Here is a 19494-nt window from a genome sequence, read left to right as displayed (position 1 = left end):
AGGGCGTTTCATGCCGAACCTCGGAGTCCCCGAACTTCTGATCATCGCGCTGGTGCTCGTGCTGCTGTTCGGTGCGAAGAAGCTGCCCGAGATGGCCCGGGGCATCGGTCGCTCACTGCGCATCTTCAAGTCCGAGACCGCCAAGCTGCGCGATGACGACGACGACACCCAGCACACCGTGCAGCAGCAGGCGCAGCAGGCCCCGGTCCAGCCGCAGCCGCAGCCGCACCCGCAGCCCCAGCCGGTGCAGCCGCAGCCGCTGCAGGCCGCCCCGGCTCCCGCCGCGGCGCTGACGCCGGAGGAGCAGGCCCGCCAGCTCGAGGAGCAGGCCGCGAAGCTGCGCGCCGGCGCCGCGCAGGCCGACAAGCACGCCTGACCCCCCGTCCCTCCTCGTCACCTGGATTGCTAGATGGCGCTGCTCAAACGGTCCCAGCCCGCGCGTGATCCCGAGGGCCGCATGCCCCTCATGGAGCACCTGCGCGAGCTGCGCAACCGGCTGGTGATCGCGTTGGCCGCGGTGATCGTCGGCATCATCATCGGATATATCTTCTTCGATCCGGTGTGGGCGTTCGTCAAGGAGCCGTTCTGCGAGACGCCGCAGGCCAACCAGTTGCGTCCAGGCGAGTGCACGCTCACCTACAGCGGCATCTTCCAGTCCTTCTTCATCACGCTGAAGGTCTCGTTGATGATCGGCCTCGTGGTGGCCTCGCCCGTCTGGCTCTACCAGATCTGGGCGTTCGTCACCCCGGCGCTCTACCGCAACGAGAAGCGCTACTCGCTCACGTTCCTGGGGATCGCCGTTCCCCTGTTCGTGCTCGGCGCGGCGCTGGCCTACATCATCATGGACACCAGCCTCAGCATCCTGCTGTCGTTCTCGCTCGACGGCACGGTCGCCACGATCGGCATCGACGAGTACATCGACTATGTCCTGATCATGTTGCTGATCTTCGGCATCTCCTTCGAGCTGCCGCTGATCCTGGTCTTCCTCAACATCATCGGGGTGCTGTCGCACACGACCGTGAAGAAGCACCGCCGCACGGTCATCTTCGTGATGTTCGTCTTCGGCGCCGTGGTGACCCCCGGCGGCGACCCGCTCACGATGATGGCGCTGGCCGCGCCGATGATCGTCCTGTACTTCCTGGCCGAGCTGGTCATGTTCCTGCGCGAGCGGAGCGCGCCCGCCGGTGAGGACTTCTCCCACCTGTCCGACGACGAGGCCTCGCCGCTGGCCGAGGACACCTCGCCGGTGGACGCCCCCACGCCTCTCGACGAGGAGCCGCCCGGCACGACCTCCGGCGCCGACAAGCGGTAAAGGGCATTCCGGTTCCGCCCGCCAGGCGATAGGTTCCGGGCGTGTCCCCTCAACTCGCTCTGCTGGTCAACCCCGCCGCCCGCCGCGGCCGCACGCTGCGCCTGCTCGAACCCGTGGCACGCCGCCTGCGCGCCGGAGGGGCGGAGCTGTCGGTGATCGTCGGCGCCGACGCGGCCGACGCGCTCGAACGTGCCTGCACCGCCGTGTCCGAGCGCCCCGACGCGCTCGTGGCCTTCGGGGGTGACGGGCTGGTGCACCTGGCCGTCCAGGCCGTGGCGGGCACCGACGTGCCGCTCGGCATCATCCCCGTGGGCACGGGCAACGACATCGCCGCCGCGCTCGGCCTGCCGGGCAGGGATCCCGTCGCCGCGGCCAGGACCGTGCTGCGGATGAGGTCGCGGCCGGTGGACGCCGTGCGCATCCGCGCGGGAGGCGCCGACGAGCTGTTCGCCGGGGTGGTGTGCTGCGGGTTCGACTCGCGGGTCAACGAGCGGGCCAACCGGCTCACCTGGCCGGCCGGGACCTCCCGCTACCTCGTGGCGATGGCCCAGGAGCTGCGCTCGTTCCGGCCCGTGCCGTTCCGGATCACGCTCGACGGGCACGAGGTGATCGAGCGGGAGGCGATGCTGGTGGCGGTGGCCAACACCCGCTCGTACGGCGCCGGCATGCGGGTCTGCCCGGACGCCAGGTTCGACGACGGGCTCCTCGACGTGATGATCCTCGAAGCGGTGTCCAAGGCCGAGTTCCTGCGCGTGTTCCCCAGCGTCTACCGGGGCACGCACGTCGGGCACCGGGCGGTGTCGGTGCGGCGGGCGCGCAGCGTGCGCGTGGAGACGCCCGGGGCGGCGGGCGGCGGGCCGGGCGACAGGCGGGGCGACAGGCGGGGCGCCGCGCCGGCCGGCTTCGCCGGCGGCGCGACGGACGCCCTGGTGGCCTACGCCGACGGCGAACGGGTGGGGGCGGTGCCGCTGCACTGCGAGGTCCGGCCTGGGGCGTTACGCGTCATCGTATGAAATCTACTTTGTAAAGGCGTCGGGCCGGAGGCGTGGCGGGAACAGGCAGGACGGACCGGAATGGCGATTTCGGTAGGCTGACGGGTATGACAACGCCAGCGGAACGCTACGCGGCCTTCCGTCAGAAGCACGGGGACGACGGGGCCGCTCTCAGATCGTTCCGAGGTCTCTACGACTTCGCGCTGGACGACTTCCAGCTGGACGCCTGCCGGGCCCTGGAGGCCGGCGACGGGGTCCTGGTGGCGGCGCCGACGGGGTCGGGCAAGACGGTGGTCGGCGAGTTCGCCGTCCACCTCGCCCTGGAGCAGGGCCGCAAGTGCTTCTACACCACGCCGATCAAGGCGCTGTCCAACCAGAAGTACAACGACCTGGTCAAACGCTACGGCACCGCCAAGGTCGGCCTGCTGACCGGCGACAACAGCGTCAACGGCGAGGCGCCGATCGTGGTGATGACCACCGAGGTGCTGCGCAACATGCTCTACGCGGGCTCGGCCACGCTGGCCGGGCTCGGGTTCGCGGTGATGGACGAGGTCCACTACCTGGCCGACCGGTTCAGGGGCGCGGTGTGGGAAGAGGTCATCATCCACCTGCCCGAGTCGGTCCGGCTGGTGGCGCTGTCGGCGACGGTGAGCAACGCCGAGGAGTTCGGCGAGTGGCTGGGCGCGGTGCGCGGCGACACGACGGTGATCGTGGACGAGCACCGGCCGGTGCCGCTGTGGCAGCACATGATGGTCGGCAACCGCATCTACGACATGTTCCTGGCCGACGATCTGACGCCGCGCATCAACCCGACGCTGATGCGGGTCACGCGTGACGCCGAGCGGCTGACGGCGGGGCGGGGCCGCCGGGGCTACGGCCGGCCGCAGCGCTCGCGCCCGCCGGACCGGGTGCAGGTGATCGAGAAGCTGGACTCCGAGGGGCTGCTGCCGGCGATCACGTTCATCTTCTCGCGGGCGGGGTGTGACGCGGCGGTGCAGCAGTGCCTGCACGCGGGCATCCGGCTGACCAGCGACCGCGAGCGGCACGAGATCAGGCAGCTCGTGGACGAGCGCACGGCGCACCTGCCCGACGAGGACCTGGCGGTGCTGGGTTACCTGGAGTGGCGCGACTGCCTGGAGCGGGGGCTGGCGGCGCACCACGCGGGCATGCTGCCGGCGTTCAAGGAGGTCGTGGAGGAGCTGTTCACGCGCGGGCTGGTCAAGGCGGTGTTCGCGACCGAGACGCTGGCGCTGGGGATCAACATGCCGGCCCGCAGCGTGGTGATCGAGAAGCTGGACAAGTGGAACGGCGAGACCCACGCCGATCTGACGCCGGGGGAGTACACCCAGCTCACGGGGCGGGCGGGGCGCCGGGGGATCGACGTCGAGGGCCACGCGGTGGTGTTGTGGCAGCCGGGCATGGACCCGCTGTCGGTGGCGGGGCTGGCGGGCACGCGCACCTATCCGCTGCGCTCCAGTTTCCAGCCGTCGTACAACATGGCGGTCAACCTGGTGGGGCAGTTCGGCCGGGAGCGGGCGCGCACGCTGCTGGAGGAGTCGTTCGCGCAGTTCCAGGCGGATCGGGCGGTCGTGGGGCTGGCCAAGCAGCTGCGCAAGCACGAGGAGGCGCTGGAGGGCTACCAGGAGGCGATGACGTGTCACCTGGGCGACTTCCCGGAATACGCGGCGCTGCGGCGGCGGCTGTCGGATCGTGAGGCGGAGCTGTCGCGCCAGCGGGGCGCGGCGCGCCGGGCGGCGGCGGTGCGGTCGCTGGAGGCGCTGCAGCCGGGCGACGTGATCCGGGTGCCGGGCGGGCGGCGGGCGGGGCTGGCGATCGTGCTGGACCCGGGGCGCAATCCGCGCGGTCACGGGCCGAGCCCGCTGGTGCTGACGATCGGCAAGCAGGTCAAGAAGCTGGATCCGGCGGACTTCCCGGTGCCGGTGGAGCCGCTGGAGAAGCTGCGCATCCCGAAGAACTTCAACGGCCGTTCACCGAAGGAACGCGCCAACCTCGTCTCCTCGCTGCTGGCCAAGATCGGTGACCGTGATCTGGGCAAGCCGGTCAGGGCGCGTGACCACGCGGTGGAGGACGACGAGATCAACGAGCTGCGGCGGCGCATCCGGCAGCATCCGTGCCACGGTTGTGACGAGCGTGAGGATCATGCGCGCTGGGCGGAGCGCTACTACAAGCTGCTGCGGGAGACCGAGGGGCTGCGGCGGCGGGTGGAGGGGCGTTCGCACGTCATCTCGCGCACGTTCGACCGCATCTGCTCGGTGCTGGAGCAGCTCGGTTATCTCGACGGGGAGACGGTCACCGACGAGGGGCGCCGGCTGGGCCGGCTGTACACCGAGCTGGACCTGCTGACGGCAGAGTGCCTGCGCAACGGGTTGTGGGAGGAGCTGGACCCGGCGGAGCTGGCGGCGTGCGTGTCGGCGCTGGTGTTCGAGTCGCGGGCGTCGGACGACGCGCGCCGGCCGAAGATCCCGGCAGGGCGGGCGCAGGACGCGCTGTCGGCGATGATCCGGTTGTGGGGCGAGCTGGAGGGCATCGAGTCCGATCACGGGCTGTCGACGATCAGGGAGCCCGATCTGGGGTTCGCGTGGGCGGCGTTCCGGTGGACGAAGGGGCACAGCCTCGACGCGGTGCTGATGGAGGGGGTCAACGGCAACGAGCTGGCGGCGGGTGACTTCGTGCGCTGGGTCAAGCAGCTCATGGACCTGCTCGGGCAGCTCGGCAACGCGGCGCCGCCGGGCAGCAAGATCAAGCAGACGGCGGGCAAGGCCGTGGACGGGATGCGGCGGGGCGTGGTGGCGTATTCGTCGCTGACCTGAGCGCCGGGCCGGCACGGGCGGGACCGTCGGTTTCCGTCCGTGCCGGTCTTCCCGTCCGTGCCGGTCTTCCCGTCCGTGCCGACCTTTTGTCCGGGCGGGCTGCGCTTCGCCCGGTTTCTTCCTCCGTCCGGCCATCCTTCTCCTGCCCGGTTTTCTTCCGGTCTGGCTTTCCTCCCCGTGCCGGGTTTTCTCGCCGTCCGGCTTTCCCGGCGGGGCTTTCGCGGGTGGCTCCGGGAATCGTTTCTCGGGGGTGCCTTTGCATGGGGGTTGCCGCGTCTTGTGCTTTTACTTCTTCGCCGCCGGCTTTACGTGACGCTCTGGATCGCCTTTGCTGCTTGGTTTTACCGGTCAAGTCTCTCTGAAGTCCGCGAATATCTGCTGATTTATCGCAATTCGGGTGCTAGTGTCCGTTTTGTCAGTGTTCCGCCAACGGGGGAGGAATCATGGCGAACACGAAACTGTCGCAGATCGGCTACCAGCAGGGATGGGGCTGTCGCCGTCGGCGCCGCTGCTACCGCAGGTGGAGCTGCTGCGGTCACCGTAGGTGGTGGGGGTGCTAGACACCCCACCTGAGAGCCGGCGGCTGAGCCGCCGGCTCTCATTGAGCGTCTCCGGCCGGGAGCTCGCGCCGGCGGTCACTCTGCGCCGCACCTTCCGCGAGTTCTGGCCGGACACCCGCGGACTGCGGCGGTGGTTCGTGGCCGGGGTGGTCTTCGCCCTGCTGGCCGCGCTCTGCGAGGTCGCCGCGATCCGCCTGTTCGGTCACATCACCGACGAAGTGCTCACGACCCGGAACCTCGGGGCCTTCTGGGCTCCGGCGCTGTCCTGGCTCGGGCTCGCCGCGCTGGCAGGCGTGACGTCCTTCGCCGGCGCGTACGCCACCGCGATCGGCGCGGAACGGTTCCTGCTGGCCCTGCGCGACCGCGTGTACGCGCACCTGCAGACGCTCGCGCCCGACTTCTCCGAGAAGCGGCGCCTGGGCGACCTGATGGCCCGCATGACCGACGACGTCGAGGCCATCGAGGAGCTCGTCGGGTCCGGGCTGGTCCGGGCGGTCACCACGGGTGCCAGCGTGGTCTTCTTCGCGGGGGCCGCGTTCTTCGTCCGATGGGACCTCGCACTGCTGACGATGGCGCTGATCCCGCTCTTCCTGGTCGTCTCGAAGGTCTTCGCGGGCCGGTTCAGGACCGCGGCGGCGCGCGAGCGGGCCAGCAACGGGGCGATGAACAGCGTCCTGGAGGAGGGGCTGGCCAACCAGCCGCTCGTGCAGGCGTACAACCGGCAGGGCGCCGAGTCGCGGCGGCTGCACGGGGAGGGCCGCGGCTGGCTGCGCGCCAACCTCGCCCAGGCCTGGCTGGCCGGGCTCTACAGCCCGGTCGTCCAGCTCATCGAGACCGTCTGCCTGATCGTCATCCTCGGGTTCGGCGCGTGGGAGATCGCGGCGGGCCGGCTGACGCTCGGCGGGCTGCTGTCCTTCGCGGCCTACCTGGCCCTGCTCTACCCGGCCGTCCAGGGCCTGGGCGAGCTGGCCTTGACCGTGTCGGAGGCGGCGGCGGGCTCGGACCGGGTCATCGAGATCCTGCGGGCGTCGCCGTCCGTCACCGACGCCGACGGCGCGCGTCCCGCCGGTCGCGGTCGCGGCCGCCTCGCCTTCGAACGGGTCGGCTTCGCCTATCCGGGCAGGGCGCGGCCGGTGCTGCGGGAGGTGAGCTTCACCGCCGAGCCCGGCGAGGTCGTCGTCCTGTCCGGGCCCAGCGGGGCGGGCAAGTCCACGCTGGCCAAGCTGCTGCTGCGCTTCTACGACCCGGACAGCGGGCGCATCCTGCTCGACGGCGTCGACGTGCGGGACCTGACGCGGGAGTCGCTGCGTGAGAACGTCACGATCCTGCACCAGGAGACCCTGCTGTTCTCCGGCTCCGTCCGCGAGAACATCGCCTACGGCCGGCCCGGCGCCTCGCTCGACGAGGTGATCAGGGCCGCGGAGGCGGCCGGGGTGCACGATTTCGTGAAGCTGCTGCCCCAGGGGTACGACACGCCGGTGGGCCAGCGGGGGCGCCTGCTGTCCGGCGGGCAGCGGCAGCGGATCGCGATCGCCAGGGCCATCCTGCGCGACACGCCGGTGCTGGTGCTCGACGAGCCCATGAACGGGCTGGACGAGGCCACCGCCGCCCAGGTGATGAAGCCGCTGCGGCGGCTGATGGCCGGGCGGACCACGCTGCTCATCACGCACGACCTGCGGCGGGTGCCGGAGGGGGCGAAGGTGGTGGAGCTGGAGCCGGTGCCCAGGCGGGAGCGGATCAGGCTCAAGCGCGTCGGCGTGCCGGCCCGCTCGACCACGCCCTCGTGACGCCCCGCCGGCCGGCCGCACCGCAACCGGCCGCACCGCAACCGGCCGCACCGCAACCGGCCGCACCGCAACCGGCCGCACCGCAACCGGCCGCACCGCAACCGGCCGCACCACAACCGGACGGCGCCCGTCCCACACCAGGTGGGACGGGCGCCGTTCTCGTGGGACGAGCGCCTGGTGAGGGCTGGTATGCCCGGGAACCTCCTCGGTAGAATCGGAGAGGTCTCTCCGTTTGCCCGCAGAGGGCGTTGTAAGGCAGGTCGAGGTCATGGGCGACGACCACAGCGCCGCCAGGCCGCTGCGGGCCGACGCCCGGCGCAACCGCGAGCGGGTGCTGCAGATCGCGCAGGAGGCGCTGGCCAGTGACGGCCTGACCATCTCCTTCGACGAGATCGCCCGGCGCGCCGGGTTCGGGGTCGGCACCGTCTACCGGCACTTCCCGACCAAGGAGGCGCTGTTCGAGGCGGTGCTGCTGGGGCGGATCGAGCGGTTCGTGGCCGACGCCCGCGCGCTGGCCACCGCCGAGGACTCGGGCAAGGCGTTCTTCGGCTGGTTCGCCCGGGTGGTCGAGCAGGCCGCGGCCAACCAGGCGCTGTGCGACATGCTGGACAGCGGCGCGGGCATGGCGCTGCGGCCGGGCTCCACGCTGGCGGGCGACTTCACCGCGGCCCTGGCCCGGCTGCTGGCCAGGGCGCAGCGGGCGGGAGCCGTGCGGGCCGACCTGTCGGCGGAGGACGTGAACGACCTGCTGCGCGCCTGCCTGGCCGCCGAACGCCGGGCCCGCGCCCGGGGCGGCGCGGTGCGGATGGCGGACGTGATCTGCGACGGGATGCGCACGAGGGCGTACTGAGCGAGGGGCGGGGCGTCAGGTGGCGAGGGTGAAGCGGACCTCGCGGGTGGCCGGGTCGGCGCGTGTCAGCCGTACGGTGACCTGCTCGCCCAGCGGGAGGGCGCCGTCGCAGCGGGCGATCACGGCGGGGTCGGCGAGCTGCACCTGCCCGCCCCCGCGCCGCTCGTCCACGTCGATCACCACCGCCTCGAACGCCTGCCCGATCCGGTCGCGCAGCAGGAACGCCTCCACCAGGTCCACGCACGCCCGCTCCACCGCCCCCGCGCGCCGCCCGGACTCGGCCATGAGGTCGGGCAGGAGCGGGAGCGCCGCCCGCACGTCGGACGGGACCGGCTCGCCGGCCGCGATGGCCAGGCACACCTCCGTCGCGTAACGGTCGGCCAGCCGCCGCAGCGGGGCCGTGACGTGCGCGTACGGGGCCGCGACCGCCGCGTGCTCGGCCAGCCGGGGCGGCGCGCCGTCGAAGGCCGCGTAGCCGGCGCCGCGCAGCAGCACCCTCGACTCGTGCAGGAAGGCCGCGTGCCGCCCGGCCTTCGGATCCAGGTCGTGCACCACCGTGCCGTACCCGGCGCCCTCCGGCCACGGCACCTCCAGGGCGCGCGCCACCCGGCGCACCTTGTCCAGGTCGGCCGGCCTGGGGCGGGGCAGCACGCGCAGCAGGCCGATCTCGGCGTCGAGCATCATGGCCGCCGCCGCCATGCCGGTCAGCAGCGAGATCTGCGCGTTCCACGCCTCGGCGGGCAGCGGCAGCCGGAACTCCAGCCGGTGGCCGTCGTCGCCGCGCACCACCTCCTGGTCGGGCGTGGGCAGGGTGACGCCGCCGCGCTCGCGCTCCAGGGCCAGCCTGAGCTCGCCGATCTCGGCCAGCAGCTCCAGCACGCCCTCGGCGGTGCCGGTGTCGTGGACCACCTGCACGTAGTCGTAGTCGTAGCGCTCGCGGCTGCGTACGAGGGCGCGCTGCACGTCGGCGCCCACCATCCGGCCGTCGGAGTCGAGGTCCACCCGCCACACCACGGCGGGGCGCAGCGCGCCGGGCAGCAGGCTGGCGGCGTCCTCCGACAGCACGGGAGGGTGCAGCGGCACCCTGCCCGTCGGCAGGTAGACGGTCTCGCCGCGGGCGCGGGCCTCGGCGTCGATCACGCCGCCGGGGCGCACGAACGCGCCGACGTCGGCGATGGCGTACCAGACGCGGTAGCCGGCGCGCAGCCGCTCCAGGTGCAGGGCCTGGTCGAGGTCCAGGGAGCCGGGCGGGTCGATGGTCACGAACGGCAGGTGGGTCAGGTCCTCGGCGTCCAGCCGTGGCACCCTGGCGACCCACGCGGCCTCGTCCAGGACGGCGCGGGGGAAGGCCGCGGGCAGCCGCAGCTCCCGCCTGATCCGCTCGAACCCGTCCTCCAGCCTGGGAGGTATCTCATCGGGGACCTGAATCGTCGGCACGCGTGCCAACTTACCCGCGCGCCCGCCCCCGCCCGACGGCGGCGTCCCGGGCGAGACGCCACGGCGTGCCCCGGCGGGGCGGTGGCGGGTCAGGTGAGGTGGCGGTCCAGGCCGGTGATGCGGAGCAGGCGGCGCATGGCCGGGGGCACGCCCGCGATGCGCAGCGGGGTGTCCTGTCTGCGGGCCTGGTTCCGGACGGAGACGAGGATGCCGAGCCCGGCCGCGTCGATGAAGGACAGGCGGCTCACCTCGACGACCAGCCCCGGGCGGCCGTCGCGGGCGTGGCCGGCCTCCTGCAGCAGCGCGAGCAGGTGGCCGCGCAGCAACTCGGTGGTGGCGATGTCGAGCTCGCCCGCGACGTTGACGGTCAGGGTCCCGTCGCGGCGGCTGGTGGTCAGGTGAAGAGGATCCATATCCGGCTCCGCGCTCTCACAGGGCCGGGATCATCCTGTCGGTAGCGCGGACCCGCCCTTGTTGCCATAGGCACCAGATGTCATGCATGCGTCACATAGAGCGACTGTGTGCTTCCGGAATGGAGTGTACATGCCTGTCCTCTCACGTCGACAGGGCAGCTCGGGTCCCCGGATGAACGGGAGAATTCCTCAGGAAAACACTTGTGGTCATCGGGCGGAAGAACCTCCACCCGTCAGGGGCGCGGCTCCAGCCCCCGCAGGATGAGGTCGCACACGGCGGTGAAATCGTCCTCGATGCCGGGGCGGGCCCAGCTCTCCCGGTGCGCGGGATCGTGGAAGGGCGTCGTGGAGTGGAAGACGGCGCGCGCCGCGAGGGCCGGGTCGGCCGCGCTCAGCTCGCCCCTGGCGACGCCGCCGGCGATGATCTGCGCCAGCTGGGAGATCAGGTCGTCCACGTGCCGGTCCACGACGCCGCTGGACTCCTTGACCAGGACGACGTACGTCGCGAACAGCTCCGGATCGGCCAGCGCCTTGCCGCGCTTGGCGCCGAACAGCGCCGCCAGCCAGGCGCGCAGCCGGTCGCCCGCCGGCGCGTCGGCGGCCAGGACGGAGGCCAGCTCGGCGTGCGTCTCGTCCAGCCAGCGCTGGGTGACGGCCTCGCGCAGCGCGGCCTTGCTGGGGAAATGGCGGTAGACGCTGCCGTGGCTGACGCCGAGCGCGCGCGCCACGTCCACGACCGTCGCCTTGGCCGGGCCGTAGCGGCGCAGGACGTCTTGCGCCGCCGTGAGGATCTGGTCGGCCGTCAGGATGCCATCTGTCACCTTCACAATTCTGTCAGCCGCCGGTGGCTGATCCGTCTGCCGGGGTTCGCGCCGCATTTCAAGAAATTTCCGCATTTGTCGGGGGTGATCACTACGCTGCTAGCCCTGTCGGATACGAGGGGAAAGCGGACCAACATCGTGTTAATCGCAGTCGCAGTGCTGGCCGCCGCCGTGGTGGGCGCGGTGGCCTGGTGGCTCCGCCGGCAGGCGCCGGTGGACGGTGACGCCTCCGGCGGGCCCGGGACGGGCCCGCTCGGGACGGAACCGAAGCGGGGCTGGGAGCTGCTGCTCACGCCGGAGGCGCAGGCGGCGTTCATGGAGGGCCTGCGGGCCTACCACGAGACGGCCGGCCCCGTACGGGTCGGCGCGGAGCAGGGGGTGCTCACGACGTACGACCCGCCGCGGCTGATCTCCCTGCACCTGCTGGCCGACGCCTTCGCCGCGCGCGGGGACGACGCGCTGCACGATCCGCAGGGGACGGTGGCGACGCTGGTCGAGCGGATCGCGGCGGCCGAGCGGCCCGGCGTGCTGCACCTGAGAGGGGCCGGCTGGCTGGACGGGGAGGTGGACGGGCTGGACGCGGCCCGGTTCGCCGCGGCGGTCGGCGAGATCGTCCGGCCCGGCGGCTGGACGGCCGAGGCGAGCCTCGGAGCGCTGCAGGCCACCGTCCCCGCCACTCTGCCCGCCACTCTGCCCGCCACTCTGCCCGCCGCACCGGCGGACGAGGGCGGGGACTCCGGCACCCCGGCGGACGGCGGCGGCCCGGCGCTCACGCACGTGAACGGCACACCGGTCAAGCCCCTTACCGCGGAGGAGAGCGTGGCCGAAAAGGTCACCGTCGGGGACGCCGAGGCCACGGAAGGGGCCGAGGGCACGGCCGCACCCCAGGCGGGGGCGCCGCGGCGTTCAGGGGCGGAGGGCGAGCGCGGGACGCACCAGTCCGGAGCGGCGCACGAGCCGGGGGCGGTGCAGGAGCCCGGGACCGAGCAGGGGACCGCCGGGGCTGGGGAGGCCAACACGATGATGGTGGATCTCGCCCGGGTGCTCGACCTCTGCGCCGAGGCGCGCGGCGAGCGGCCCGGGGTGGCGGTGGAGGCGTTGCTGCGCGAGGTCGTGCCCCGGCTGGTCGCCGCCGGCGGGCCCGGCCTGACCTGGACGCGGCCGCCCACGCGTGGCGAGCTGCGCACCGTCCTGGGGCAGGACCCGTCCGGGCTGCAATGACGCCGACCGGCGGGGTGGCCGTCAGTTCTCGGGGCGGCCGTCGCGCCAGTAGCCCATGAAGGCCACCGAGCGCCGGTCCATGCCCCGCTCGGCCACCAGGTGCCGCCTCAGGGTCTTGATGACGGCCGCTTCGCCGGCCAGCCACGCGTACAGGGGGCCGTAGTCGACCGGCTCCTCCTGCGGCACCTCCCACAACTCCTCGGTGTCGACGTCCACGTCGACGAAGGAACCGGCCGCCTCGGGCGCGGGGGCCGCGGGCAGCAGGCGGCCGGCGGCGGCGCGCACGGCGGGGATCAGGCCGGCGCCGCGTTCGCCGCCGTTCCTGGCCAGCCAGGTGACCTTGACCGAGGCGGCCGTCTCGACCGGCAGGAAGTCGTCCTCGCAGGGCACCTCCATCAGCACCTCGCCGGCCAGCTCGGCGGGCATGCGCTCGAGGATGGCGCAGATGGCGGGCACGGCGGTCTCGTCGCCGGCGATGAGCACGCAGCCGGTGCCCGCGGGCGGGTGGAACTCCACGCCGCCGTGGCGGTCCGCGTAGCGGGCGTCGGGGCCGAACAGGGCCGCGACGTCACCGGGCCGCACCTGCTCGGCCCAGCGGGCGGCCGGGCCGCCGTCGGGGTGCATGACCACGTCCACGTCCACCTCGCCGGCGTCGGGGCGGACGAGCCGGGCGGTGTACGTGCGCATCGGGTTGCGCTTGTCCTCCTCCAGCCCGCGCCACTTCGTGTACCAGTCGGGGCCGGTCGGCAGGTGGGCCAGGCCGTGCTCGGGGAGCGGGAGGAAGAGCTTGAGCCGCTGGTCGAACCCGTTGTCCGCGAACAGGTGCAGATCGTCGCCGGTGAAGGTGACGCGCAGGAAGGACGGGCTCAGCCGTTCGAGCCGGTCCACGCGGACGTCGAACATGCGAAAAGGCTCGGTCATCCCCGAAATCTCCGATCTAGATAAGGTGAGCCTAACCTAATCGATCGTCGCGATTTAAGCCACCTGTCCGGCATGACGGAGAGTTGCGGAAATATCGCCATTCGTGGGCAGGGGCTGGTCGCGGGCCTCGCTCACCGCACGTGACGGCGATGGTGATGAAAGTTTCACCGGGCCATTGACAGCGGGAAAGCGCTTACCTATGGTGTGGGCAGTTCGGTCACACGTACGGCCGTCACATATGTGAACGGATGCTCGCTGGGGGGACACCCGGCAGGCCGCGCCAGAGCCTGCCCAGGCCGGCAAGGAGCGTGAAACGTGCGAGACAGAATCCACGGCGGCATCAACGGCGGCATCAACGGCGGCATCAACGGCGGCGCGGCCGCCCTCATCGCCGGAGCCGTCGTCCTGGCAGCCACCACCATCGCCGGCGTGGCCGTGACCCCGCCGGCCGCCTCCGCCGCCTCCGCCGCATCCTCCGCCGCATCCTCCGCCGCCGCGGCCTCCGCGTCCGGGGCGCGCACCGTGGTCAGCGACGGCAGCGGCTCGTGCCTCACCGCGCCGGGGGCCACCTCGTCCGGCGGCACGCAGCTCACCCGGGCCGGCTGCGGCGCCGAGACGGGGCCGGTCGGCTGGGCCACGCAGGGCGGCGGCACCACCGGCGGCGGCAACGTGCCGCCGATCACCGTCAGCAGCTCCTCGGCGCTCAGCAGCGCGCTGTCGGCCAGTGGCGCGGCGGTGATCCGGGTGTCCGGCACGATCTCCTGCTCCGGCATGCTCCGCGTGGCCTCCAACAAGACCGTGCTGGGCAACTCGGGCGCGACGATCTCCGGCTGCGGGTTCAACATCTCCCGGGCCGGCAACGTGATCGTGCGCAACCTCACCTTCCGCGGCTGGGGCGACGACGCGATCAACGTGCAGTACTCGACCCGCGTGTGGATCGACCACAACTCCTTCAGCGACGGCAACGACGGCGCGGTGGACGTCAAGCGGGCCAGCGACTACGTCACCATCTCCTGGAACAAGGTCTCCGACCACGACAAGACCATGCTGCTCGGCCACGACGACGGCAACGGCGCCGAGGACCGGGGCCGCCTGCGCGTGACGTACCACCACAACTGGTTCGACGGCACCGGCCAGCGGCACCCGCGCGTGCGCTTCGGCAACCCCGTGCACGTCTACAACAACTTCTACGGCGGCGTCACCGGCTACGGCGTGGCCTCCACCGAGGGGGCGGGCGTGCTGGTCGAGGGCAACTATTTCGAGAACACCGAGGACCCGTTCCACCTCGGCGAGGGCGACTCGGGGCCGGGGACCCTGGTCGCGCGGAACAACCACTTCGTCAACTCCGGCAGCGGACAGAGCGGCGGCAGCGTCGCGTCGATCCCCTACTCCTACTCGCTGGACGGGGCCTCCAGCGTCAAGTCCATCGTGACCGCCGGGGCGGGCGCCGGGCGCATCTCCGTCTGATCCTCCTCCCCTCGGCCCCTCCGGCGCCTGTCCCGCCGGAGGGGCCCTTCTCGTGCGCCGGGCCTTGCGGAGGGGGCCGCGTGCGGGGGCGGGGTGATCGGAGGAGGTAGCGTCGTACGCGCTGCAGACGCGACAGGCGCCCGGGCCCGCGTGCCCCGGGCGGCTGTCTCCCCCCGAGATAGGAGCCCGACTTGTCCCCCGTGATCCTCTCCGCGGCGGGCGCCGCGCTGGTGCTCGACGACTCCGGCCCCGGGCTGCCGCGCGTGCGGCACTTCGGCGCCGGGCTCGGCCCCGTGGCCGGCGCCGCCCTGCTGCCCGCGCTGACCTCGCCCGCGCCGGCGTTGCTGCCCGCCCAGGGAGACGGCTGGTACGGCCGGCCGGGCCTGTCCGGCGTCAGGGACGGCGAGCACTGGCCGGTCCGGTGGACCGTGTCACGTTTCGACGCGGTGGCCGAGCCCGGCTCCGGCGGCGCCGTGACCGTGGTGGCCGCCGACGACCGGGCGGGCCTGGAGCTGGTGAGCGAGCTGGTCATGGACGGCGGCGGCCTGGTGCGCATGCGGCACGCGGTGACGAACACCGCCTCCTCGCCGTACCGGGTGGCGGGGTTGACGTGCGCGCTGCCGGTGCCGGGCCGGGCCGGTGAGCTGCTGGACTTCACCGGCCGGTGGGCGCTGGAGAAGGCGCCGCAGCGCAGGGCGTTCGGGCAGGGGGTGTGGTCGCGGGAGAACCGGCGGGGCCGCACCGGGCACGACGCCACGGGGCTGCTGGTGGCGGGGACTGCGGGGTTCGGGTTCCGCGGCGGCGAGGTGTGGGCGGTGCACGCGGGCTGGAGCGGCGGCCACGTGCACTACGCCGAGCGGATGGCCGAGGGCGTCGCGCTGCTGGGCGCGGGGGAGCTGCTGGAGCCCGGCGAGGTCGTGCTGGGCCAGGGGGAGAGCTACCGCACGCCGTGGGTGTTCTTCACGTGGTCGGGCGGCGGGCTCGACGACGCGGGCGCGCGGCTGCACGCCCACCTGCGGGCGCGCCCGCTGCCGGTGCGGCCGGTGACGTTGAACAACTGGGAGGCCACCTACTTCGACCACGGCCTGGACCGGCTGGTGGAGCTGGCCGAGCGGGCCGCGGCGGCCGGGATCGAGCGGTTCGTGCTCGACGACGGCTGGTTCCGCCACCGCCGCCACGACCGGGCCGGCCTGGGCGACTGGTACGTGGACGAGGACGTGTGGCCGCACGGCCTGCACCCCCTGGTCAGCAGGGTGCGCGAGCTGGGCATGCAGTTCGGCCTGTGGTTCGAGCCCGAGATGGTCAACCCGGACTCCGACCTGGCCCGCGCGCACCCCGACTGGATCCTGGGCCACGCCGAGCGGCTGCCGCCGCCGCAGCGCAACCAGCAGGTGCTCGACCTGGCCCGGCCGGAGGCGTACGCGTACCTGCTGGAGCGGCTGGACGCGCTGGTCGGCGAGTACGCGCTGGACTACATCAAGTGGGACCACAACCGCGACATCGCCGAGCCCGTGCACGACGGCGCGCCCGGCGTGCACGCGCAGACGCTGGCCGCCTACCGGCTGCTGGACGAGCTGCGCGCCCGCCATCCGCGCCTGGAGATCGAGTCGTGCTCGTCGGGCGGGGCGCGGATCGACTACGGCATCCTGGCGCGCACCGACCGGGTGTGGACCTCCGACAGCAACGACGCGCTGGACCGGCAGGCGATCCAGCGCTGGACGGGGCTGCTGGTGCCGCCGGAGCGGATGGGCGCCCACGTGGGCGCGGCGCGCGACCACGTCACCGGGCGGTCGCTGCCGCTGGCCTTCCGCGCCGCGACCGCGCTGTTCGGGCACATGGGCGTGGAGTGGGACCTGACCTCGGTGAGCCAGGAGGAGCTGGCGGAGCTGGCCACCTGGATCGCGCTGCACAAGCGGCTGCGGCCGGTGCTGCACGCCGGGCGGGTGGTGCGCGCCGACCATCCGGACCCGTCGGCGCTGCTGCACGGGGTGGTGCTGCCCGAGCGGGCGGTGTTCGCGTACGTGCAGCTCACCTCCCGTCTCGCCGTCGCGCCCGACCCGCTGCGGCTGCCCGGGCTCGACCCGGCCTCGGTGTACGAGGTGCGCGTGGCCGGTCCCGTGCCGGAGGGGGCGATGCTGCCGGAGTGGGCCGGCCCGGCGGCCGCGGGGCCGCTGCGGCTGACGGGGGCCGTGCTGGGTGAGCTGGGGCTGCCGGCGCCGTCGCTGCGGCCGGCGAGCGCCCTGCTCGTCGAGCTGACCAGGGCGTAGCCCGCGCGGCGGGGCCAGCCTGCGCGCCGCCGAGGCGCGCGGGTCTGTCGGGGTGCGGGCCCGCGGGAGCGCGGGCCCGCCGGGGGCGGCGTCAGTCCAGGGTCAGGCCGGAGCCGCCGAAGCGGTCGCGCAGGAAGCGGCCCTGGTCGCGCAGCGCCTGCTCGTCGCCCCGGTGGATCGCCTCGGCGACCTGCCCCATCCGGGCGTCGAGCAGCGCGAGCTGGGCCAGCAGCTCCTCGTGCGCGCTGCGCTCGCGGCCCGCCCGCCGGGTCAGCGCGTAGCGGCGGGGCAGGTTCGCGTACGCCTCCAGGGAGGTGGGCAGGTAGCTGCGGATCGTCTGGGAGACGACGTGGAGCTGGTCGGGGGAGGCGGCGAGCTGCTCGGCCCGGTCCAGCACGCCGCCGACGACCTCGGCCAGGCCGCGCACGGCGGCGTGCACGTCCTCGGGGAAGCGGCCGTCGACGCGGCGCAGCAGCCCGTCCAGGTCGGCGCGCAGCGCCCGGGTCTCGACCTCGGCGTGGGAGATCGTCAGCCGGACGCGCTCGGGCGGGGCGAGCAGCGCGCCGGCCCCGTACAGGGCGATGACGACGACCGGCCAGTACGCGCCGGCCAGGCCCAGGAAGTGGCCGAGCAGGCCGAGCAGCGCCAGGCAGGAGCCGGCGATGTTCCTGGTGGAGCCCAGGTAGCGCAGGACCCGCTCACTGGTAGCCACGGATCTCCTTGAACGCGCCGGTCAGCGAGGTGCTGTGGGCGTCGAACACGGCGCCGCCGGTCAGCTCGGCCACCCGGCGCATCTCCGCGTCGTCGCTCTCCCCGAACAGCACCACGAACGTGGGCGCGGGCCAGGAGGTCAGGGAATGACGTCGGCCACGATGGTGGCCGAGCCCTTGCGGCACGAGGTGAGCCTGCCGGTCTCCATGCTCCGCGCGGCGGTGTTGCTCACGCACTCCCAGCCGGCGACGGTCGCGATCCCGGCCGTGCCCTGCTTCGGGGTCTGCGGGCGGTAGTAGGCGCGGAGGACGCGCACGGCCTGGGCGCAGTCAGCGCGGCCCCGGTCCACCGCGACGGCCGCGATCTCCCCGTTCGCCGCCTTGACCTGCCCGCACACGGTCCCGGGCCCGTCCGCGGCCGAGGGCCGGGTCGCGCCGGAGGGCGAGGAGCCGGAGGTGCCGGGTGTGGCGTCGGAGGTGGAAGCCGGGGTCTCGCGGGGTGTCGCCGAGGTCGCGGAGGGCGCCGGCGGGGTCGTGGAGGGCGCCGGCGGGGTCGCGGGTGGTGCCGGCGGGGGAGCAGGGGCGCACGCGGCCAGCAGCAGCAGGAGCGGGGCGTGGAGGGCGGCACGGACACGCACGGGGAAGAGCACTCCGGGGGACTTCGACGACAGGACCGGGGCAGTCTCTCACGCCGGCCCCACCGATCCCCGGCCGGGCGGGCGGCGACGCCCGGCGGCGCCGGGTGCGGGTGGAATTCGGGCTGGAGTGAACGGGGTTTAATGCCGGCGCAACGGCAACGCCCGTGATCCCGTAACACGGCGGGCGCAGACTGAGGGTCATGAGCGATGCACAGAAGGTGATGGACATGCGTGCCGGACCCGGCCGTTCCTGGGGGCGGGAGCTCGTCGAGCTCGCCGCGCTGTTCCTCGCGGTCGGCCTGGCGCACCTGCTCGCGACCCTGCTCGGCCACGAGGAGCCCGGCCCGGTCGTCCTGGTCGGGCTGGGCCTGGCGCTGATCGCCGGGGCCGCGCTCCACAAGCGGCTCGCCCACCGGCCCCGGCGCGGACCTCTGGCCGGGGCTCGGCGCGGGTCCCCGGGCGGTCCCTCGCTGGGCGGGTCCCGGCCGGGGATGCTGCGCGGTTTTCGGCGTGGCCCGGCCGGATCCGCCCGGGCCGCGGCGCCGCTGCCTCTGCCGGACGACGGCGCGGCGCGGTCCATGGCGTTGTGGCGCATCCGCATGAGGGTCGTCGAGCGGCCCGGCAGGCTCGCCACCGTGGCCGGCGCGTTCGGGCGGCTGGGGTGCAACATCCTGGCGCTGCACATCGCCCCGACCGGGGGCGGCGCCATCACCCCCGCCGGGTGCGACGCGCTCGACGAGTTCGTCATCGAGGCGCCGCGCGACCTGGAGCTGGACGCGCTGGCCGGGGCGCTGACCGAGGCGGGCGGGCAGGACGTGGTGATCGTGCCCGCGCGGGTCAAGGACCTCACCGACCCCGGCGTGCAGGCGCTGGTGCTGGCGCAGCGGGTCGGCGACGACCCCGGGCGGCTGCCCGAGGCGATGGCCGAGCTGCTGCGCGTGCCCCGGGCCGAGTGGCGGCGGCCCGGCGACACCGTGGACGAGGGCGCCGAGCCCGGCACCACCATGGTGATCTCCGTGAACCCCGACCGGGCGCTGCTCGTCAGGCGGCCGGAGCTGCCGTTCACGCCGACCGAGGCGGCCCGGGCGGCGGCGCTGGCGGCCACCGCCAGGAACGCCCGCTATCCCACCGGCTGACCCGCCGCCCCCACCCTCCCCGCGCACGCCGGCGTGCTGCCCGACGGGTGCACGGTCCCGGGCCGGCCGGTCCACCCTCCCCGCGCACGCCGGCGTGCTCCTCGGGGGAGGGAAGGGTAAAAACCGGGTCC

17 protein-coding genes are annotated in these 19494 nt (G+C 73.5%); 10 read left to right on the top strand and 7 right to left on the bottom strand.

The annotated features are described in order from the left end of the window. Positions 1-10 precede the first annotated feature (10 nt). From tatA to IO39_RS25145, 6 genes are all read left to right on the top strand, one after another. Entirely contained in the window at positions 11-376 is a 366-nt protein-coding gene (tatA, locus tag IO39_RS25170; RefSeq protein ID WP_043627893.1) for a Sec-independent protein translocase subunit TatA, read from the top strand. A 33-nt stretch (positions 377-409) separates the two neighbouring features. Next, positions 410-1312, top strand: a complete 903-nt coding sequence (gene tatC, locus IO39_RS25165; RefSeq protein WP_043627891.1) for a twin-arginine translocase subunit TatC — start codon at positions 410-412, stop codon at positions 1310-1312. 41 nt (positions 1313-1353) lie between these two features. After that, positions 1354-2325, top strand: coding sequence for a diacylglycerol/lipid kinase family protein (locus IO39_RS25160; protein WP_043627888.1), 972 nt, complete (start codon positions 1354-1356; stop codon positions 2323-2325). An 86-nt stretch (positions 2326-2411) separates the two neighbouring features. Further along, entirely contained in the window at positions 2412-5135 is a 2724-nt protein-coding gene (locus IO39_RS25155; protein WP_043627885.1) for a DEAD/DEAH box helicase, read from the top strand. A 553-nt stretch (positions 5136-5688) separates the two neighbouring features. After that, positions 5689-7482, top strand: a complete 1794-nt coding sequence (locus tag IO39_RS25150) for an ABC transporter ATP-binding protein (protein WP_245642209.1) — start codon at positions 5689-5691, stop codon at positions 7480-7482. 268 nt (positions 7483-7750) lie between these two features. Next, on the top strand, positions 7751-8332 hold the full coding sequence (locus tag IO39_RS25145; RefSeq protein WP_043627882.1) for a TetR/AcrR family transcriptional regulator: 582 nt from the start codon (positions 7751-7753) through the stop codon (positions 8330-8332). 15 nt (positions 8333-8347) lie between these two features. On the opposite strand, the gene IO39_RS25140 is transcribed toward IO39_RS25145, so the two are convergent. The 3 genes from IO39_RS25140 to IO39_RS25130 all read right to left on the bottom strand — a co-directional run bounded on the left by IO39_RS25140 (position 8348) and on the right by IO39_RS25130 (position 11003). Beyond that, positions 8348-9769 carry an RNB domain-containing ribonuclease gene (locus IO39_RS25140; RefSeq protein ID WP_157548876.1) on the bottom strand — a complete coding sequence of 474 codons (1422 nt, stop codon included), beginning with the start codon at positions 9767-9769 and terminating at the stop codon, positions 8348-8350. Positions 9770-9858: 89 nt separating this feature from the next. Next, positions 9859-10182 carry an STAS domain-containing protein gene (locus tag IO39_RS50930; RefSeq protein WP_052423348.1) on the bottom strand — a complete coding sequence of 108 codons (324 nt, stop codon included), beginning with the start codon at positions 10180-10182 and terminating at the stop codon, positions 9859-9861. Between the two features lie 233 nt (positions 10183-10415). Beyond that, positions 10416-11003, bottom strand: coding sequence for a TetR/AcrR family transcriptional regulator (locus IO39_RS25130; protein ID WP_043628270.1), 588 nt, complete (start codon positions 11001-11003; stop codon positions 10416-10418). A 138-nt stretch (positions 11004-11141) separates the two neighbouring features. On the opposite strand from IO39_RS25130, the gene IO39_RS25125 reads away from it, so the two are divergent. After that, a complete protein-coding gene (locus IO39_RS25125; RefSeq protein ID WP_157548874.1) occupies positions 11142-12224 on the top strand; it encodes an ICP22 family protein in 1083 nt (360 codons plus the stop codon). A gap of 21 nt (positions 12225-12245) precedes the next feature. On the opposite strand, the gene IO39_RS25120 is transcribed toward IO39_RS25125, so the two are convergent. Further along, positions 12246-13145, bottom strand: a complete 900-nt coding sequence (locus tag IO39_RS25120) for a siderophore-interacting protein (protein ID WP_043627877.1) — start codon at positions 13143-13145, stop codon at positions 12246-12248. 315 nt (positions 13146-13460) lie between these two features. Between IO39_RS25120 and IO39_RS25115 the strand changes: the two genes are divergently transcribed. Together IO39_RS25115 and IO39_RS25110 are read left to right on the top strand one after the other, a co-directional pair. Then, positions 13461-14612, top strand: a complete 1152-nt coding sequence (locus IO39_RS25115) for a pectate lyase family protein (RefSeq protein ID WP_245642207.1) — start codon at positions 13461-13463, stop codon at positions 14610-14612. Positions 14613-14812: 200 nt separating this feature from the next. Beyond that, the gene (locus IO39_RS25110; protein ID WP_439331485.1) at positions 14813-16879 is read left to right on the top strand and encodes an alpha-galactosidase; all 2067 of its coding nucleotides are present in this window, start codon (positions 14813-14815) and stop codon (positions 16877-16879) included. Positions 16880-16970: 91 nt separating this feature from the next. Here the strand turns inward: IO39_RS25110 and IO39_RS25105 are convergent, their stop codons facing one another. The 3 genes from IO39_RS25105 to IO39_RS25100 are packed head-to-tail and all read right to left on the bottom strand — an operon-like array spanning position 16971 to position 18227. Beyond that, positions 16971-17591, bottom strand: a complete 621-nt coding sequence (locus tag IO39_RS25105; protein WP_043627873.1) for a hypothetical protein — start codon at positions 17589-17591, stop codon at positions 16971-16973. Then, positions 17578-17706: a hypothetical protein gene (locus tag IO39_RS59040; RefSeq protein ID WP_281200143.1), complete on the bottom strand. Its 129-nt coding sequence runs from the start codon at positions 17704-17706 to the stop codon at positions 17578-17580. The genes IO39_RS25105 and IO39_RS59040 overlap by 14 nt, the downstream gene beginning before the upstream one ends. Positions 17707-17729: 23 nt before the next feature. Next, positions 17730-18227: a hypothetical protein gene (locus tag IO39_RS25100; RefSeq protein WP_157548872.1), complete on the bottom strand. Its 498-nt coding sequence runs from the start codon at positions 18225-18227 to the stop codon at positions 17730-17732. A 200-nt stretch (positions 18228-18427) separates the two neighbouring features. Between IO39_RS25100 and IO39_RS25095 the strand changes: the two genes are divergently transcribed. Next, positions 18428-19363 (top strand): ACT domain-containing protein, encoded by a 936-nt coding sequence (locus tag IO39_RS25095; RefSeq protein WP_157548870.1) that lies wholly within the window; start codon positions 18428-18430, stop codon positions 19361-19363. The last annotated feature ends 131 nt before the right edge of the window (positions 19364-19494 follow it).

This window comes from Nonomuraea candida, assembly GCF_000725485.1.
GTDB classification, from domain to species: domain Bacteria; phylum Actinomycetota; class Actinomycetes; order Streptosporangiales; family Streptosporangiaceae; genus Nonomuraea; species Nonomuraea candida.
The sequence above is the reverse complement of the archived record's forward strand: the minus strand, read 5'-3'. Positions and strand labels throughout refer to the sequence as shown.

Coding starts and splice junctions, on each gene's coding strand:
- tatA (WP_043627893.1), top strand. CDS start 11: ATGCCGAACCTCGGAGTCCCCGAACTTCTGATCATCGCGCTGGTGCTC.
- tatC (WP_043627891.1), top strand. CDS start 410: ATGGCGCTGCTCAAACGGTCCCAGCCCGCGCGTGATCCCGAGGGCCGC.
- IO39_RS25155 (WP_043627885.1), top strand. CDS start 2,412: ATGACAACGCCAGCGGAACGCTACGCGGCCTTCCGTCAGAAGCACGGG.
- IO39_RS25145 (WP_043627882.1), top strand. CDS start 7,751: ATGGGCGACGACCACAGCGCCGCCAGGCCGCTGCGGGCCGACGCCCGG.
- IO39_RS50930 (WP_052423348.1), bottom strand. CDS start 10,182: ATGGATCCTCTTCACCTGACCACCAGCCGCCGCGACGGGACCCTGACC.
- IO39_RS25120 (WP_043627877.1), bottom strand. CDS start 13,145: ATGACCGAGCCTTTTCGCATGTTCGACGTCCGCGTGGACCGGCTCGAA.
- IO39_RS25095 (WP_157548870.1), top strand. CDS start 18,428: ATGAGCGATGCACAGAAGGTGATGGACATGCGTGCCGGACCCGGCCGT.